This is a genomic window from Paraburkholderia sp. DD10 (assembly GCF_049177125.1).
GTDB lineage: Bacteria > Pseudomonadota > Gammaproteobacteria > Burkholderiales > Burkholderiaceae > Paraburkholderia > Paraburkholderia terricola.
The window spans coordinates 787,529-803,751 of record NZ_CP185392.1; the positions used below are offsets into that span (position 1 = coordinate 787,529).

Sequence of the window (16,223 nt, forward strand, 5' to 3'; positions counted from 1 at the left end):
CGGTCGAATCAATCGCGCTGCATGCAAGCTCAATGGCCGGCGCTTTGACCGCCATCCACATGCAGGATTTCGCCCGTGACGAACGGCGCGGAATCCAGATACACGATGGCGTTCACGATATCGCTCATCTCGCCCATGTGGCCGACAGGATGCAGCGCGCCCAACGCCGCGTGCGTCTCGGGCGCGTGCATCGGCGATTTGATGATGCCGGGGGCCACGGCGTTGGCGCGAATGCCGCGTTTCGCGTATTCGATCGCGAGCGATTTCGTCGCCGCGTTCAGTCCGCCCTTGGTCAGCGAGGCGAGTACCGACGGCACGCCGTCGATCGCGTGATCGGCGAGCGCCGTCGTGATCGTGACGATATGCCCGCTCGACTGCTTCTCCATTTCGGCGATGGCCAACTGCGTGATGTGGAAGAAGCCGGCGAGGTTCACGCCTGTCACCGCGGCGTAGTCCTCGGCGGTATAGGACGTGAAGGGCTTCGCGACGAATATGCCGGCGTTGTTGACCAGCGTGTCGATGCGGCCGAAGCGCGCCACGCCTTCGCGGATCACGCGGCGAGCGGTGTCGGGGTCGGCGATGTCGCCGGCCACGGTGACGATGTTGGAATCGTCCGACGGTTTGATGCTGCGCGCGGTGGCGACCACGCGGTGGCCGCGCTCGCGGAATGCCTTGACGACCTCCGCGCCAATGCCTTGCGACGCACCGGTAACGACGACGACTTTTTGTGAGTTGCTCATGATCCATCTCCGAAAATGTTGAATCGGCTTTCCTGCCGATCGGGCCAGCGGCTCCGATAGGTGCCCAATCTAGGCGCATTCGCGTGAAGTTCGAATACCCGGCGCGGACAAACACTTGTGACGGACGGGAACAAATGAGGCGGGGCCGGACACGCGGCGGATGAGGGGGCGCGGCAGGTGTGGACGGGCAGAGCCGGCACGCTGGAACGTAACCGGAAGCGCGTCGTATCATGCGGTACTCCGCAGAGCTCGCAGCCAGGTCCTGCTTCGCACTTCGCGCGAGACCGATACCGCACCCACGTCCTTAAGAGACCATGCAGCGTCAGTTTGACGACCTTCTTCTCGGCAGCATCGAACTGTTCTGCCTTGCGGCGGAACTGGGCAGCTTCACGAGCGCGGCCGCCGCCGCGAGCGTCACGCCGGCGGCGGTGAGCCGCTCGGTGGCACGGCTCGAAAAGCGCCTCGGCGCGCGGCTGTTCGTCCGCACGACCCGGCAGATTCGCCTCACCGATCTCGGCAGGCGCTACTTCGAGCAATGCCGCGAGGCGCTTCGGCAACTCGCGGATGCGGAGCGGGAAGCGACCGGGCAACAGGCCACCCCTGCAGGCGTGCTGCGCATCAGCATGCCGACGCCCTACGGCCATTACCGGGTTCTGCCGTTGCTGGCTGAGTTTCGCGCGCGCTATCCGCAAGTCACGGTCGAAACGCACCTCAGCAACCGCAACATCGACTTCGCGGACGAAGGTTTCGACCTCGCCATCCGCGGACGCGCGCCGCAGGATTCGGGGCTGATCGCGCGCAAGATCGAGGATGCGGAACTGGTGGTGGTGGCATCGCCCGGCTATCTGCGCACCGCGGGCAAGCTGAAAGTGCTGGACGATCTGCTCAATCACGATTGCATTCAATACGAGTTGCCGAGCAGCGGCCGCAACCTGCCGTGGCAGTTCATTCGCGACGGCGAGAGCGTCGAGATGGTCACGCGCGGAAACTATGGATCGTCGGGCGACGTGCTCGCGGGCGTGACGTTGGCGCGTCACGGCGCGGGCCTGTTTCAGACCTATCGGTTCGTGGTCGAGAAGGACCTTGCGGACGGCACGCTGAAGGAACTGCTCATCCCCTACGGCGGGGCTTCGCGGCCGTTCATTCTGCTTTATCCGCACGCGCGGCATCTCACGTCGCGTGTACGCTGCTTCGTCGATTTCCTGATGGAGCGGCTGCAAGCGTAGCGCATCACCGGTTATCGAACGCGGCGCATCGCGGCTCACGGTGCCGGTATTGACGACAAGCTCATTTCGAAGAGGACGAGACATGACGATTCACACTGACAACCGGTCGCTGCTGCGCATACTGGGCATCGACAAGCCGATCATTCAGGCGCCGATGGCCGGCGTGAGCACGCCCGCGCTCGCGGCGGCCGTGTCGAATGCGGGCGGCCTCGGGTCGCTCGGCGTCGGCGCCATGAACGCCGAGGGCGCGCGCAAGGTGATCCGCGAGACGCGCGCGCTGACGGCGAAGCCCTTCAACATCAACGTGTTCTGTCACCAGCCGGCCATGGCCGATGCGAGCGTGGAGCGGCAATGGTTGAACTGGCTCGCGCCGCACTTCGAGCAGTACGGAGCCACGCCGCCGTCGTCGTTATCGGAGATCTACACGAGCTTCCTGGTGGACGCCGCCATGCTCCAGGTTTTTCTCGACGAAAAGCCCGCGGTGGTCAGCTTCCATTTCGGTTTGCCATCGGCTGAAGTCATCGCGGCGCTGAAGCAGGCTGGGATCAAGCTGCTCGCCTCGGCGACGAATCCGCAAGAAGCCGCGCAGGTTGCAGCCGCGGGCGTCGACGCGATCGTCGCGCAAGGTATCGAGGCGGGCGGACATCGCGGTGTGTTCGATCAGGATGCGCCCGACGACCGGCTGGGCACGTTTGCATTGACGCGGCTGCTGGTCAGGGAATTCGATCTGCCGGTGATCGCCGCGGGCGGCATCATGGACGGCGCGGGCATCGCCGCCGCGCTCGCGCTGGGCGCGCAGGCCGCGCAACTCGGCACCGCGTTTGTCGCGTGCCCCGAAACCTCGATCGACGAAGGCTACCGCCGCGCCCTGCTCGGCGAGCCGGCTCGCCACACCATGTTCACCACGGCCATTTCCGGGCGTCTCGCGCGCGGCATGGTGAACCGGCTCACGGAACTCGGCGACGACCCACGTTCACCGAGGCCGCCCGCGTATCCGATCGCATACGACGCGGGAAAGGCGCTGCATGCGGCAGCCAAGGCCAAGGGCGAATTCGGCTACGGTGCGCAGTGGGCGGGGCAGGCTGCGGCGCTCGCCAAGTCGTTGCCCGCAGCGGAACTGTTTGCCGAGCTGGAGCGCGAGTTGAAGGAAAGCGTGAGGCAGTTGGCGCAGTGGGCGGGCTAACGCGCGACATGTCCTGCCATTCACGCGCTCACTTCGTGCCGGGCTGATTCGGCGGCGGCAATGCCGGATCGAGTTTGGACGATTCCCGGACGAGTTGATCCGTCAACGCGGCCGCAACCGGATTCGGACCGCGGCGGGACCGATCGTCACGGACGAGAGGCGGCGCCGACGGCGACGGCGGCGGCAATGAAGGATCGAGTTTCGCCGACTCCTTGACGAGCTGATCCGTGAATGAGGACGCCACCGCGTTCGATCCTGGGTTCTGCCGGCTCGTGTTGTCACGCGCGCGTGCGCTGGGCGGCACGCTGCCCGGCTTCGCGGCGACGGAGGCCGAAGCCTCGACCGGCGCCGGTGCCGGCGCTCGCGCGAGTTCCTGACGCGGCTGTGTCTTGGGCTGCGGCGCTTGCACGGGGCGCTTTGCTGACAAATCGGTTTCAGGCGCGATGCTACCGACCTGCGACTGCGACTGCGACTGCGACTGCGACTGCGACTGCGACTGCGTCGGGGCGCGGGCCGCGATGTCCTTGGACGGCGCTGGCTGCATCGTGCGTGCGGCGTTGTTCGTGGCTGGCGCGGGCTGCACCGTGCGGGCCGCAGTGTCCACGCCTGACGCGGGCTGCGCCGTGCCGGCCACGCTTCCCGCGGTGATATGCGTGCCGTCCAGTCGGGAGCCGGCCGTTGCCGTGGTGGCGGTGGCGTCGGCGGGCGGCGCCGACTGGTCTTCGTTGTGTGTCAGGAAGTAAGCGCCGAACGCGACCTCTGCAAGCACCAACGCAACCACCAATACTTTTCCGGTATTCCTCATATTAACCAACGGGTCGTTCAGGCAAATTCAATGCGCCCATGATAACCATTTGCCCGCCGCGAACGTCAACGCTGGTTTGTAACGTGACGTTGCAGCGGCGAGCCGACGCGGCCCATTGTCTTCGTCACGCGTGCGCCTGAAAGCGCATCACGCCGAGCGTCGAGCGGATAAGGCTGCATCGGCGTCACACGGCGACACGAGAGGCTCGCGAGGCCGTCAGCGTGTAAACTGCTGACTTTTTCGCTTCCGGTGGTATGTTGCAAATCCTCCCGCGCACAGTTTTCAGCGGCCCGGCGCTCATCCGCCTGCTGGCTCGCCTGACGGATGCCGACGTTCCCGAATCCAGGCAATCGCTTTCAGACCGGCTCAGCCAATGGCTCGGCTGGACCGACGCGATTGCGCTGTCCTCGGCGCTGAACGGCAATCCGCCCGCGGTGGCCTCTGGCGCGCGCGCTTTCGGCAGCGCCGACGAGGAAGAATGCGCTCGCGTGCGCAGTTCGTTGGCGAAGGCCATCGCGGGCGACAGCGTTCTCGCCACGGCGAAGCGGCGCGCACCCGCGCCGGCGTCCGCGCCTAGTGCCGCCACGGATACGGCAGTCGACTACGCGGTGTTCCGTCAACGCTATCTCTCGCTGCAGCAGACGATGGAGACCGGCATCGGCACTTTGCGCGGCCGTCTGCGGGGCATGCTGGCCGCGCGCACGCCCGCGATGGCGCGGCTCGCGTTGGTGGATGCGGTCATGGAGCGTGCGCTCGCCGAGCGCGAGCGGGGTGTGCTCGGCGCGGTGCCCGGATTGCTCGCCGGGCATTTCGAGCGCTTGCGCGTGGCGGAGCAAGCGGCGCTGGCCGAAGCCAACGCCAACGCCAACGCCCCGGCGCTCACATCGGCACACATCCCCGGCGCATGGCTCGACGTATTCCGCAAGGACATGCAGAGCGTCCTGCTTGCCGAACTGGATGTTCGTTTTCAACCGGTCGAAGGGTTGCTCGCCGCCCTTCGCGCCAGCTAACTGGGACACTATGTCCAGATATCGTATCGACCTCGTTGTGTTTTTGGCCGGCCTCGCCGCCGTGTGCTGGATCGCTGGCGGCTATGTCGTTTCGAACCCGCTGGCGCTGGCCGTCACGCTGTTGATCGGCGCCTGTTACCTCGCGGGCGCGTTCGAACTGCGACGCTATAGCCAGGCCACGTCCAGCCTGACGCGTGCCGTCGCGGATCTGTCCGCGCCGCCGTCGAGTCTAGGCGCGTGGCTCGACGCCCTGCATCCGAGCTTGCGCAATGCGGTGCGCCTGCGCGTCGAAGGCGAGCGCGTGGCGCTGCCGGGGCCGGCGTTGACGCCGTACCTCGTCGGCTTGCTCGTGCTGCTCGGCATGCTCGGCACGCTGCTCGGCATGGTGGCGACGCTGAAGGGCACCGGCATGGCGCTGGAAAGCGCGACCGACCTACAGGCGATTCGTGCTTCGCTGGCCGCGCCGGTGAAGGGCCTCGGCTTCGCATTCGGCACGTCGATCGCGGGCGTGGCCACCTCCGCGATGCTCGGGCTGCTGTCCACGTTGTGCCGGCGCGAGCGGCTGCACGCGGCGCAACTGCTCGACATCGAGATCGCCACGACCTTGCGTAGCTACTCGCGAAGCCATCAGCGCGAAGAGGCCTTCAAGCTCCTGCAGCGCCAGGCGGACGTGATGCCCACGCTGGTCGACCGTCTGCAAACGATGATGGCGGCCATCGAGCAGCAGAGCCTGGCATTGAACGAACGGCAGATCGCCAGCCAGGACGCCTTTCACGGCAAGACCGAGGCCGCATACCTGCGGCTCGCCTCGTCGGTGGAGCAATCGTTGAAGGCGAGCGTCGCCGACAGCGCCCGCGCCGCGAGCGCGGCGTTGCAGCCCGTGATGGAGGCCACGATGGCGGGCCTCGCGCGCGAGACGGCGGCGTTGCACGACACCGTCACGCATGCCGTGGAGCGGCAGTTGAACGGACTGTCGAGCGGTTTCGAAGCGACGACCACGACCGTCGCCGACATCTGGAACAAGGCGTTGGCGGAACACCAGCGGTCGAGCGAAGCGTTGGCCGGGCATCTGCGCGCGTCGCTGGACCGCTTTACCGAGACCTTCGAGCAACGCTCGGCCGGCCTGCTGGATGGCGTTTCCGCGCGGCTGGAAGCGACCGCGGGCGACGTGTCGCAAGCGTGGAACGCGGCGCTGTCGCGGCAGGAAAGCGCCGGCGAAAAGCTCGCGGCTCAGAACCAGCAGGCTCTCGCGGCGGCGGCGGCGACTTTCGAGCAGCATTCGGCTGCGCTGCTGCGCACGGTCGGCGAGTCGCATGCGGACTTGCAGAGCGCCTTGGCGTCGCGTGACGAGCAGCGGCTCGCGGCGTGGACCGAATCGCTCGGTTCGATCGCCGCCACGTTGAGCAAGGAATGGGAGCAGGCCGGCGCGCGCAGCGCCAGCCGGCAACAGGACATGTGCGATACGCTGGCTCAGACCGCGCGCGACATATCGGCCCAGACGCAGGCGTACGCGAGCAGCACGATCGCCGAGATCGACCGCCTCGTGCAAGTGGCTGCCGAGGCCCCGAAGGCCGCGGCGAACCTGCAGGCGGAACTGGCGTCGCGCGACCAGCAGCGGCTCGCGGCATGGACCGAATCGCTCGGTTCGATGGCCGCGACCTTGCGCGCGGAGTGGGAAAAAACCAGCACGCACGCCGCCAGCCGCCAACAGGAAATCTGCGACGTGCTGGAGCGCACCGCGCGCGACATATCCGCTCAAACGCAGGCGCAGGCGAGCGAAACGATCGCGGAGATTGCACGGCTCGTGCAGGCCGCGTCGGAAGCGCCCAAGGCCGCGGCGGAAGTCGTCGCGGAACTGCGCCAGAAGCTCTCCGACAGCATGGTCCGCGACACCGCGATGCTGCAGGAACGCAGCCGTCTGCTGGAAACGCTGGAAACCTTGCTCGATGCCGTGAACCATGCGTCCACGGAACAGCGCACCGCCGTCGACGCACTGGTCGCCACATCGGCGGATCTTCTGCAGCGTGTCGGCACGCAGTTCACCGAGAAGGTCGAGCTCGAGACCGGCAAACTCGGTGCCGTCGCCGCGCAGGTCACCGGCGGCGCCGTCGAGGTGGCGAGCCTGGGCGAAGCGTTCGGCATGGCCGTGCAGACTTTCGGCGCATCGAACGACAAGCTGGTGGACCACTTGCAGCGGATCGAAACCGCGCTCGACAAATCGCTCGCGCGCAGTGACGAACAGCTTGCCTATTACGTCGCGCAGGCGCGCGAAGTGATCGACCTGAGCATGATCTCGCAGAAGCAGATCGTCGAGGAGTTGCAGCAGCTTGCCGGTCAGCGGACTTCAGCCGGAGCCGAGGCGGCATGAACGAGGAAATCGACGGCGGCGTGGAGCAGACGGCGCCGATCTGGCCTGTTTTCGGCGACTTGATGTCGGTACTGCTCGGCGCGTTCGTGCTGATTCTGGTCGGCGTGATCGGCGTGGAGATGGAGCTTTCCAGCAAGCTGGAGCAGGAGGTCAAGCAGCGTCAGGTGGAAACGCAGCGCCGCATGACGCTGGAGCAGGCGTTGGCCGGACCGCTGGCGGCGGGGCGGGTGACGCTCGTCAACGGGCGCATCGGCATCAACGGCAGCGTGCTGTTCAAGCTGAACTCCGATCAGTTGCAGCCCGAGGGCCGGGAGGTGTTGAAGAGCCTGGCCGCGCCGCTCTCCGCCTGGCTCAAGACGCGCGACGAAATCCTGATGGTGAGCGGCTTCACCGACGACCGCCAGGTGCGCGACGGCAATCGCCGCTTCGCCGACAACTGGGAGTTGTCCGCGCAGCGCGCGTTGACGGTGACGCGTGCGTTGATCGACGAAGGCGTGCCTTCGGCGTCCGTGTTCGCGGCCGCGTTCGGCTCCGGGCAGCCCGTCAGTTCGAATGCCGACGAGGACGGCCGGGCCAGGAACCGGCGCGTGGAAATAGCGCCTGTGCCGAGGCCGTCGAGCGCGACGGTGAAGTCCCGTGAGTAGGGGCGGCGACAGTGGCCGCGATAGTGGCGGTGATAGTCGCGACGCAGGCGCGGTCCGCGCGACGCTCGACGCCTGGCGCGAGCGCGGCGCCGATCGCGTGAACCCGATCCGCTTTCATTTCATCGAGGCGCTGGAACGGCGCGCAGCCGGCCACGGCGGCGAGGCGCGCCGTATCCTCGACGACCGGCTGTCGACACTGCTTGCGGACTATGCGGGCGATCTGGAGCGGCGGGCCGCATCGGCGGTCGACGAGGCGCGCGGCGCGGCATCGCCGGGTGCGTCCCCTCATGAATCGCTTGCCGGGTTGATCGCGTACATCGGCGGCATTCATTCGGCGGTGCATGCCTCGGGCCCCGCCGCGTCGCGCTCCGCCGCATACCCGGAACTGGAGATGCTCGACTACTTCCGCGAGCTTGCCTCCAGGGCTCGCACCGAAAAGCAGTTGCGGCAATCGCTTGAACAGGTGCCGGGGAATGCGGGGCCGCTCAATTCGAGCAGTCTCGTGCATCGGTCGCTTTCGCTGATGCGTGAACTCTCGCCGGGATATCTCAAGCAGTTCCTGTCCTATGTCGACGCATTGTCGTGGATGGAGCAGATGACCGGCGGCGCGGCGGCGGGAAAGGACGCGCCGCGCGCGGCGAGCGCCGGCAAGAGTGCGCGCGGAAAATCGCGCTAGCGGTTCGCCCGTGATTGCGTGGCCGACGATCGTCCGAACACCAGCAACGTGATCGTCAAAACGCAAAAGCCCGCTCCCGCGTAAAAAGTCGCCGTGGCGCCCACGCGATCCCACAAGGCGCCCGCGATCACGCTGGACGCGAGCGTCACCATGCCGCTGAACAGATTGAAGAAACCGAAGGCCGTGCCGCGCAAGTGCGCGGGCGCGGTTTGCGCGACCATGGTGGCGAGCAAGCCCTGCGTCATCCCCATGTGCAAACCCCACAGCGCGACGCCCACTAGCACCATGCTCCAGTGCGCGCCATGCGCGAGCACCACGTCGGCGGCGATCAAGGCGACGAGGCCGGCGATCAACAGGCGCGTGTGGCTCGTCGTATCCGCGAGCTTGCCGAACGGATACGCGGACAGCGCGTACACGATGTTCATCGCCACCATCACGAGAGGAACCAGCGCAACCGGCACGCCGCTGCCCATCGCGCGCAAGACCAGGAACGCTTCGCTGAAGCGCGCCAGCGCGAAGACCCCGCCCACCACGACCACCCACCAGTAGCCGCCGCCGAGCTGCTTCACGCTTTCCCAGCGAATCGGATTGACCCGCTTCGCACCCGGCTCGCGCGCCGGTTCCTCGACGCCGAAGGCCAGCAGCGCGACCGCGAGCAAACCGGGAATCACGGCGAGCCAGAACGCAAGCCGGAAGTTATCCGCCCACGCGAGCATGATGATGACCGCCAGCAGCGGTCCGAGAAACGCGCCGACCGTGTCGAGCGATTGGCGCAGTCCGAACGCGGCGCCTCGCAGATGGGGCGGCGTGACGTCGGCCACCAGCGCGTCGCGCGGCGCGCCGCGAATGCCCTTGCCGACCCGGTCCAGAACGCGCGCCGTCACGACGATGCCGATGCTGGGCGCGATCGCGAACAGTGGCTTGCTGAGCGCGCCGAGACTGTAGCCGGCGACGGCGAGCCATTTGCGATTGCCGAGGTAATCGCTGAGCGTGCCGGAAAACACCTTGACCGCGGGAGCGGTGGCTTCGGCGACGCCTTCGATCAGGCCGATCGTCGTCGCGCTCGCGCCGAGGCTCGCCATGAGGAACATCGGCAACAGGCTATGGACGATCTCCGACGACACGTCCATCAACAGGCTGACGAAGCCCAGCACCCAGACACTGCGTGGAATGTGCTGAAGAACGCGCGGGCGCGGGCGGGTTTGCATCGACATGGTCCTCGGGAAGTGTGGACTCGTTGCGTCAAACCTCACGCCGACGCTCGGAGTTCCGACCGTCAGCGTGGCAGCAGGTCTGAAGCGCTGTCAATGATAATCGCCGCGCGCGTCGGTTCCGGTCCGCTCCCGTCGGCGTTCGGGCTATGCGCGCACGTACCGTCGCGCTGCCCCGCCTGTTCCCTCGCGCGTGCGTTGTGTGCCGCCGCCCAGATAAGCATCGCGCAGGACATCGAGCTCCAGCAGCGCTTGCGCCTTCCCATGCGCAACCACCCGGCCGCCTTCGAGCACGTAACCGGATTGCGCATAGCTCAGCGCGATCGCGGCGTTCTGCTCGGCCAGCAGAAAACTCACACCGTCGTCGCGATTGAGCGCCGCCACCGTCTCGAAGATTTCCTCGACCACTTGCGGCGCGAGCCCCATCGACGGTTCGTCGAGCAGCACCAGCGAAGGCCGCGCCATCAACGCGCGGCCGATCGCGACCATCTGCTGTTCGCCGCCCGACGCGTAGCCCGCCAGCGTCGCGCGGCGCTCCCTGAGCCGCGGAAAGATGCCGTAGATGCGTTCGAGCTCCGTTTCGAGTTCGGCGCGTTTGGGCCGCCGCACGAACGCGCCCAGCCGCAGGTTGTCTTCCACCGACAAATGCGCGAAACAACGCCGCCCCTCCAGCACCTGGACGAGCCCGCGTTCGGCGAGCGTCCACGGATCGGCGTGGGTGATCGCTTCGCCGCGATACGCGATGCGCCCCGACGTGAGCTCGCCGCGCTCCGCGCGCAGCAGACTGGAGACCGCCTTCAGCGTGGTCGTCTTGCCCGCGCCGTTGCCGCCCAGCAAGGCGACGATCGCGCCGGACGGCACGCTCAGCGACACGCCGCGCAATGCCGGTATCAACTGGCTGTACGTCACCGCGATGTCGTCGACTTCGAGGATCGGGGCGGCGCTCATGCTCAGATATCCTTGCCGCAATCGCGCGGCGTAATGCCTTTCTCCTTCGCGTAGGCATTCGCCGACTTCTCGATGATCGGACGCAGCAGCGCGCGGTCGGCCTGCACCCAGCCGCTGATCACCTTCCATTGCTGGCCGTCCCATTGCTGAAAGCGCACGGCGCCGCCGCCTTCGTGATCGGCGCACGACAGTTTCAGCGGCTGAACCAGACCATACGCGCCGAGCTGCTTCAGGCGCGCGTCGTCGAGATTCAGATGCTCGAAGCCCCAGCGCACCTGTTCGCCCGTCAGCGGCTTGTTGCCGAATTTCGCCTGCGCCACGCGCAACGCCTCGACATTCAGAATGCCGTTGACGACGCCCAGGTTGTAGTACACCGTGCCGAAGCGCGCCGGGTCCTTCAGATTGCCGTTGCCCGGCTTGATCACGTACTGGTCGATCGCTTGAATCACCGGGAAGCCGGTGCCCGACGGATGCGTGGTGATCGAGATGAAGCCCTTGGCGGCGTCGCCCGCCGGACGCGCGTCCTCTTCCGAGTTGCTCCAGATGTTGCCGATGATGTGATCGGCCGGGAAGCCCACCTTTTGCGCGGACTTCAACGCGACCGGATTCATCACGCCCCAGCCGCGCAGAATCACCCAGTCGGGCTTGATCCGATGGATGGTGAGCCACTGCGAGCCTTGCTCGTTACCCGGATGCGGCACTTCGATCTGCGTGAGTTCGAAGCCGTATTTTTTCGCGAGCGTATCCAGCACCGGAATCGTCTCGCGGCCATAAGGCGAGCCGTGATAGAGCACGACGATCTTCTTGCCCTTGAGCTGAGTCAGTCCGCCGGATTGCTGGCCGATGTAATTGACGATCGCGGAGACTTCGCTATACGGATTGAGTTGCAGCGGGAACACATAGGGGAATACCGCGCCGTCCGTCGAATCCGTGCGGCCGTGGTTGATCGTGACGAGCGGAATCTTGTCCACGGACGAACGATCGAGCGTGGCGTAGGCGATGCCGACCGAGAGCGGATTGGTCGCCGCCGCCGGCGCGCCGTTCAGGCCGCTCTTCAGCCGCTCATAGCACTCCACGCCCTTTTCGACCACGTACTCGGTTTCGCATTCGCTCCACGTCAGCTTGACGCCGTTCACGCCGCCGTCGCGCTTGTTGACGAGGTTCATATAGTCGATGAAGCCGCCGAAGAAGCCGCTGCCGCCAGCCGCATAAGGACCGACGCGATAGCTTTGCAACGGGAAGTATTCCTCGCCCGCGGCTTGCGCGTTGGAAAAGGGCGTGGCGCCGAGCGCAAGCAGCAGGCTCGCGGCGGCGAGGCGCGCTGACAGGCGCGCTGACGTTCCGCGCCTTTTGAAGGAGTCGATGAAATTCATACGGGGTTAGACCTTGATTAATGAAGCAGTGAAATGAAGCAGTGAAATGAAGAGCGACGAGCGAGGCAATGCAGCCGGCTTCACGCGCGCAACGGCCAGTCGCGCAGCCGGTTCCGCGCGGTCTGGACCAGTCGCGCGAGGCCGTCCGGTTCCTTGATGAGAAAGACGATGATGAGCGTGCCGAAGAGGATCTTCTGCAGGTTCTGCAACTGGCCGGCCTCGATGCCGACGCTGGCGAGCGCGCCCGCCGCATGCGAGAGCAGTATCGGCAGCAGCACGATGAACGCGGCCCCCAGGAAATTCCCGCCGATGCTGCCCATGCCGCCGATGATGATGATGAACAACACCTGAAACGACAGATTCAGATCGAAGCCGTGCGGCTCCACCGTGCCGAGATAGGCGAATGCCCACAGCGCGCCGGCGATGCCGAGCACGAACGAACTGAGCGCGAACGCGAGCAGTTTGGTGCGGCCCACCGGAATGCCGATCACGCGCGCGGCGGTGTCCATGTCGCGCACGGCCATCCAGCGCCGGCCGAGTTCGCTGCGCACGAGACTGGACGCCATCGCGAAGACAATCGCCACGACGCTCAGCACGAGCAGATAACGCGCCGCGGGCGTGGCGATTTTCAGGCCGAACGCGGAGAGCGCGGGCGCGCTCAACACGCCGGAACTGTCGTTGTTCGAAAACCAGCTCACCCGCGTAAAAATCCATTCGACGAGGAATTGCGCGGCCAGCGTCGAGACGATCAGATAGAAGCCCTTGATGCGCAGGCTCGGCAGGCCGAACAGCGCGCCCACCGCGGCGGTGATGAGTCCGCCGAGCAGCAGGTCGACGGCGAGCGGCAGCGCCGGCGCTCGCACCAGCAGGTTGTAGGTGGCGTAGGCGCCGACCGACATGAACGCCGCCGAGCCGAGCGAGAGTTGTCCCGCGTAACCGGTGACGAGGTTCAGCCCCAGACCCGCCAGCGACAGCACGAGGAAGGGAATCAGGATCGCGCTGAGCCAGTAGTCGTTGCTCAGGCGCGGCACGGCGACGAACGCGATCAGCGCGGCTAATGCGATCAGCGCGAGTAGCGCGCCGCCCGACAGCCTGAGCAGCGACGAGCGGCGCGGCGGCGCGCCCGGCTTGCGCGATACGCTCGCGTTGGATTGAAGAGACGACACGGTTGGCCTCGCACTCACGTTCACACCCGTTCCACGGCGGGTTCGCCGAACAAACCGGCAGGGCGCGCGAGCAGGAACAGCATCGCGAGCAGATAGGGAAACCAGTTTTCGATGCCGCCGCCGAGCAGCGTGCCGACGTAGACTTCGGCGAGCTTCTCCGACGCGCCGATCAGCAGCCCGCCGACGATCGCCCCGCCGATCGACGAAAAGCCGCCGATGATCAACACCGGCAGCGCTTTCAGCACCACGAGCGACAGCGAGAACTGCACGCCGAGCCGCGCGCCCCACAGGAGTCCCGCCACCAGGCTGACGAAGCCGGCGAGCGCCCACACGATGGCCCAGACGCGCGGCAGCCGCACACCGACCGCCAGCGCGGCGAGCGGGTCGTCGGCGACGGCGCGCAACGACAAGCCGAGCCGCGTTCGCCGGGTCAGCAGCGACAGCGCCAGCACCAGCGCACCGGCGGTTGCCGCCGCGAAGATGTCGAACTGGCTGATCATGACGCCGGCGAGATTCAAAGGCTTGTCGTCGATGCCGAGCGCGAGGCCATGCACCTGCGCGCCCCAGAAGAGTTGCGCGGCGCCTTCGAGAATGAAGCTCAGGCCGAGCGTCGCCATGAACAGCACGATGGGCGGCCGGTTCACCAGAGGCCGCAACACGAGGCGGCCGATCAGCACCGCGATCAACACGAGCGCCGCGAGCGTCACGCCGAAGGCGAGCACCGGATTCACCTGCCGTTCGACGAGGCTCACATAGGTCAGTGCGCCGAACAGCACCATCGAGCCCTGCGCGAAATTGAACACGCCGGACGCTTTGTAGATCAGCACGAAGCCGATCGCGACCATCGAATACATCACGCCCGCCAGCAAGCCGCCGACGAGCACTTCGAGAAAAAATTCCATGTTGTCGAGTCTCTCAATGACGGGTGCCGAGATAGGCGGCCAGCACGTCCGGGTTGCCGCGCACGTCGGCGGGCGCGCCATCGGCGATCTTCTTGCCGTAATCGAGTACGACCACGTGATCCGACAGGTCCATCACCACGCCGATGTCGTGCTCGATCAGCACGACCGTCACGCCGAATTGCCTGTTGGCGTCGAGCACGTAGCCGGCCATCGCGCGCTTTTCGTCGGCGTTCATGCCGGCCATCGGTTCGTCGAGCAGCAGCAGGCGCGGCTCGGCGGCGAGCGCGCGGGCCAGTTCGACGCGCTTTTGCACGCCATAGGGCAAGGTGCCGACGGCGGTGTGCCGGAAGCGCTGCAAATCGAGTGCTTCGATCACCACTTCCGCATAGCGACGCTGCGCCGTTTCATCGCCGCGCGCGCGGCCGACGCGCAACGTCTGTTCGAGCCACGTGCTGCGCCGATGCAGATTGCGGCCGGTCAGCACGTTGTCCAGCACGCTCATCCGGCGAAACAGCGCGATGTTCTGAAACGTGCGCGCAATGCCGCTGTGCGCCGCGTGATACGGGTTCATGCGCCGATAAGCGTTGCCGTCGAAACGCACGCTGCCGTGCTGCGGCCGATACACGCCGTTGATCACGTTGAGCAGCGAGCTTTTGCCCGCGCCGTTCGGACCGATCAGCGCGCAGATTTCCCCGGCTTGCACGTTGAAGCTGATGTCGGTGATGGCTTTGACGCCTTTGAACGACAGCGAAATATGGTCGAGCGAGAGCAGCGCGTGAGTGGATCGAGTCATTTAAGGTTGGGTCATGCGTCAGTAGGCCGGTTGTTCAGACGCGCGGTCAGCCGCATGGCGTTGCGGCGTTTCCGGCTGTGCGCGTTGTTCGACGCGTTGCCAGTCGCTGTGATCCGGCCACGCGCGGACCGGTACGCGTAGCGCATCGAACAGCGCTGCGGTTTTAGCGTCGAGCGGCGGGCCGATGACGAGCGCCGCATGCGTGCGTGAAAAACCGATCACTTCGCGCAACGGCCGCGTGATGAGCCACCACGTCAGCGTGCGGATGAGCGGGCCGAACGGACCACGCTGCCCGCGTAGAGCGCGATCGATCAGGCGGCGGCGCCATGAGCGCTCGCCGGGCAAGCGGTCGTCCACGAGTTGCGCCACGCGGGCGTAGGTGTCGCGCGTGCCGGCGACGAGCGTCGGTGCGAGTTCGCGGCGGTCGTTATCGCGCGTGGCGAGCGACTCGGGAAAGTTCAGGCGGAAGCCGCTCAGCACCCACGGCGCGATCAGATAGCGCTCCTGCGAAGCGGCGGCAAACGCGCGCGCGGCGAAGGCTTCGTCGTTCGCGTGCAGCTTCTCGGTGTCGACCAGATGCCGCGCTTCGCGCACCAGCGTCGCGTGAGTGAAGCGCTGTTCGACGAGGTGCCCGTCGTCATTCAGCCGCACGAAGGCGAACGCATCGCCGTGCGGCAGCGCGGCCGGTGCGAAGCCTTCACGACTCGCGAGCGCCAGCGCGCGATAGTCGATCACGGCGGGATGCGGATGCGGCGTGAGATGGCGCGGGTTCGCGTCGATCACTTGCAACGCCTGTTCCTGCGCCAGCAGACGGTCGACCTGACGGTCGTCCTCGGCAAGCACGAAACGCGGGGCGAGATGCGTGAGCGCGGCGCGCAACGCGGCGTCGCCGAGTTGCGGGTCGAGCGGTATCGCCACGCCGCCGCTCCACTGCGCCGCGAGCGACAGCAGCAATGCCTGCTCGCGCGGCTGGCTCACGAGCAGTAGCGCGTCGCCCGCCGCAAAGCCTCGCTGCGCGAGGCCCGCCGCGAGTTGCTCGACCGCCGCGGCGACCTCTCGCCACGACAGCGCGTGCCACGCGCCCAGCCGCTTGTGCCGCAACGCAAGAGCATGCGGCCGATGCCGCGCCTGATGGCGCAGCCAGTCCGGCAGCGTCGAGGGTTGCGCGCCCGTCATGA

The 16,223-nt window shown here is 66.7% G+C and carries 15 protein-coding genes; 6 read left to right on the forward strand and 9 right to left on the reverse strand.

The window, feature by feature from the left end; genetic code table 11:
• Positions 1 to 29 precede the first annotated feature (29 nt).
• On the reverse strand, positions 30 to 740 hold the full coding sequence (locus ACOCG7_RS03685; RefSeq protein ID WP_073430207.1) for an SDR family NAD(P)-dependent oxidoreductase: 711 nt from the start codon (positions 738 to 740) through the stop codon (positions 30 to 32).
• 314 nt (positions 741 to 1,054) lie between these two features.
• Between ACOCG7_RS03685 and ACOCG7_RS03690 the strand changes: the two genes are divergently transcribed.
• Together ACOCG7_RS03690 and ACOCG7_RS03695 are read left to right on the forward strand one after the other, a co-directional pair.
• On the forward strand, positions 1,055 to 1,966 hold the full coding sequence (locus ACOCG7_RS03690; protein ID WP_244745958.1) for a LysR family transcriptional regulator: 912 nt from the start codon (positions 1,055 to 1,057) through the stop codon (positions 1,964 to 1,966).
• A gap of 82 nt (positions 1,967 to 2,048) precedes the next feature.
• The gene (locus ACOCG7_RS03695) at positions 2,049 to 3,149 is read left to right on the forward strand and encodes an NAD(P)H-dependent flavin oxidoreductase (RefSeq protein ID WP_421376865.1); all 1,101 of its coding nucleotides are present in this window, start codon (positions 2,049 to 2,051) and stop codon (positions 3,147 to 3,149) included.
• Positions 3,150 to 3,177: 28 nt separating this feature from the next.
• On the opposite strand, the gene ACOCG7_RS03700 is transcribed toward ACOCG7_RS03695, so the two are convergent.
• A complete protein-coding gene (locus tag ACOCG7_RS03700; protein ID WP_310129456.1) occupies positions 3,178 to 3,954 on the reverse strand; it encodes a hypothetical protein in 777 nt (258 codons plus the stop codon).
• Positions 3,955 to 4,208: 254 nt separating this feature from the next.
• Here ACOCG7_RS03700 and ACOCG7_RS03705 point away from each other — a divergent pair, with 254 nt between their 5' ends.
• From ACOCG7_RS03705 to ACOCG7_RS03720, 4 genes are read left to right on the forward strand one after another with little or no spacing between them, the layout of a single operon-like run.
• Entirely contained in the window at positions 4,209 to 4,964 is a 756-nt protein-coding gene (locus ACOCG7_RS03705; protein ID WP_073430202.1) for a DUF3348 domain-containing protein, read from the forward strand.
• Between the two features lie 10 nt (positions 4,965 to 4,974).
• Positions 4,975 to 7,332, forward strand: coding sequence for a DUF802 domain-containing protein (locus ACOCG7_RS03710; RefSeq protein ID WP_421376867.1), 2,358 nt, complete (start codon positions 4,975 to 4,977; stop codon positions 7,330 to 7,332).
• Positions 7,329 to 7,976: an OmpA family protein gene (locus ACOCG7_RS03715; RefSeq protein WP_073430200.1), complete on the forward strand. Its 648-nt coding sequence runs from the start codon at positions 7,329 to 7,331 to the stop codon at positions 7,974 to 7,976. Before ACOCG7_RS03710 ends, ACOCG7_RS03715 begins: the two co-directional genes overlap by 4 nt.
• Positions 7,969 to 8,652, forward strand: a complete 684-nt coding sequence (locus ACOCG7_RS03720; RefSeq protein ID WP_114163834.1) for a DUF2894 domain-containing protein — start codon at positions 7,969 to 7,971, stop codon at positions 8,650 to 8,652. The genes ACOCG7_RS03715 and ACOCG7_RS03720 overlap by 8 nt, the downstream gene beginning before the upstream one ends.
• On the opposite strand, the gene ACOCG7_RS03725 is transcribed toward ACOCG7_RS03720, so the two are convergent.
• The 7 genes from ACOCG7_RS03725 to ACOCG7_RS03755 form a co-directional block, all read right to left on the reverse strand.
• Entirely contained in the window at positions 8,649 to 9,860 is a 1,212-nt protein-coding gene (locus tag ACOCG7_RS03725; protein ID WP_421376870.1) for an MFS transporter, read from the reverse strand. The genes ACOCG7_RS03720 and ACOCG7_RS03725 overlap by 4 nt on opposite strands.
• A gap of 150 nt (positions 9,861 to 10,010) precedes the next feature.
• Positions 10,011 to 10,811 (reverse strand): ABC transporter ATP-binding protein, encoded by an 801-nt coding sequence (locus tag ACOCG7_RS03730; RefSeq protein ID WP_073430197.1) that lies wholly within the window; start codon positions 10,809 to 10,811, stop codon positions 10,011 to 10,013.
• A gap of 2 nt (positions 10,812 to 10,813) precedes the next feature.
• Positions 10,814 to 12,184: an ABC transporter substrate-binding protein gene (locus ACOCG7_RS03735; RefSeq protein WP_073430196.1), complete on the reverse strand. Its 1,371-nt coding sequence runs from the start codon at positions 12,182 to 12,184 to the stop codon at positions 10,814 to 10,816.
• A gap of 80 nt (positions 12,185 to 12,264) precedes the next feature.
• On the reverse strand, positions 12,265 to 13,284 hold the full coding sequence (locus ACOCG7_RS03740) for a branched-chain amino acid ABC transporter permease (protein ID WP_416448101.1): 1,020 nt from the start codon (positions 13,282 to 13,284) through the stop codon (positions 12,265 to 12,267).
• 86 nt (positions 13,285 to 13,370) lie between these two features.
• Positions 13,371 to 14,252, reverse strand: a complete 882-nt coding sequence (locus ACOCG7_RS03745) for a branched-chain amino acid ABC transporter permease (RefSeq protein ID WP_073430195.1) — start codon at positions 14,250 to 14,252, stop codon at positions 13,371 to 13,373.
• A 13-nt stretch (positions 14,253 to 14,265) separates the two neighbouring features.
• Positions 14,266 to 15,045, reverse strand: a complete 780-nt coding sequence (locus tag ACOCG7_RS03750) for an ABC transporter ATP-binding protein (protein WP_073430194.1) — start codon at positions 15,043 to 15,045, stop codon at positions 14,266 to 14,268.
• Between the two features lie 18 nt (positions 15,046 to 15,063).
• A complete protein-coding gene (locus ACOCG7_RS03755; protein WP_244745963.1) occupies positions 15,064 to 16,221 on the reverse strand; it encodes an AMP-binding protein in 1,158 nt (385 codons plus the stop codon).
• Positions 16,222 to 16,223: the final 2 nt, after the last annotated feature.

Bases quoted from the DNA above. Each gene is read 5' to 3' on its own strand.
- ACOCG7_RS03725 (WP_421376870.1), bottom strand. From the start codon at position 9,860: ATGCAAACCCGCCCGCGCCCGCGCGTTCTTCAGCACATTCCACGCAGT.
- ACOCG7_RS03735 (WP_073430196.1), bottom strand. From the start codon at position 12,184: ATGAATTTCATCGACTCCTTCAAAAGGCGCGGAACGTCAGCGCGCCTG.
- ACOCG7_RS03730 (WP_073430197.1), bottom strand. From the start codon at position 10,811: ATGAGCGCCGCCCCGATCCTCGAAGTCGACGACATCGCGGTGACGTAC.
- ACOCG7_RS03700 (WP_310129456.1), bottom strand. From the start codon at position 3,954: ATGAGGAATACCGGAAAAGTATTGGTGGTTGCGTTGGTGCTTGCAGAG.
- ACOCG7_RS03755 (WP_244745963.1), bottom strand. From the start codon at position 16,221: ATGACGGGCGCGCAACCCTCGACGCTGCCGGACTGGCTGCGCCATCAG.
- ACOCG7_RS03715 (WP_073430200.1), top strand. From the start codon at position 7,329: ATGAACGAGGAAATCGACGGCGGCGTGGAGCAGACGGCGCCGATCTGG.
- ACOCG7_RS03690 (WP_244745958.1), top strand. From the start codon at position 1,055: ATGCAGCGTCAGTTTGACGACCTTCTTCTCGGCAGCATCGAACTGTTC.
- ACOCG7_RS03685 (WP_073430207.1), bottom strand. From the start codon at position 740: ATGAGCAACTCACAAAAAGTCGTCGTCGTTACCGGTGCGTCGCAAGGC.
- ACOCG7_RS03695 (WP_421376865.1), top strand. From the start codon at position 2,049: ATGACGATTCACACTGACAACCGGTCGCTGCTGCGCATACTGGGCATC.
- ACOCG7_RS03705 (WP_073430202.1), top strand. From the start codon at position 4,209: ATGTTGCAAATCCTCCCGCGCACAGTTTTCAGCGGCCCGGCGCTCATC.
- ACOCG7_RS03750 (WP_073430194.1), bottom strand. From the start codon at position 15,045: ATGACTCGATCCACTCACGCGCTGCTCTCGCTCGACCATATTTCGCTG.
- ACOCG7_RS03745 (WP_073430195.1), bottom strand. From the start codon at position 14,252: ATGGAATTTTTTCTCGAAGTGCTCGTCGGCGGCTTGCTGGCGGGCGTG.
- ACOCG7_RS03710 (WP_421376867.1), top strand. From the start codon at position 4,975: ATGTCCAGATATCGTATCGACCTCGTTGTGTTTTTGGCCGGCCTCGCC.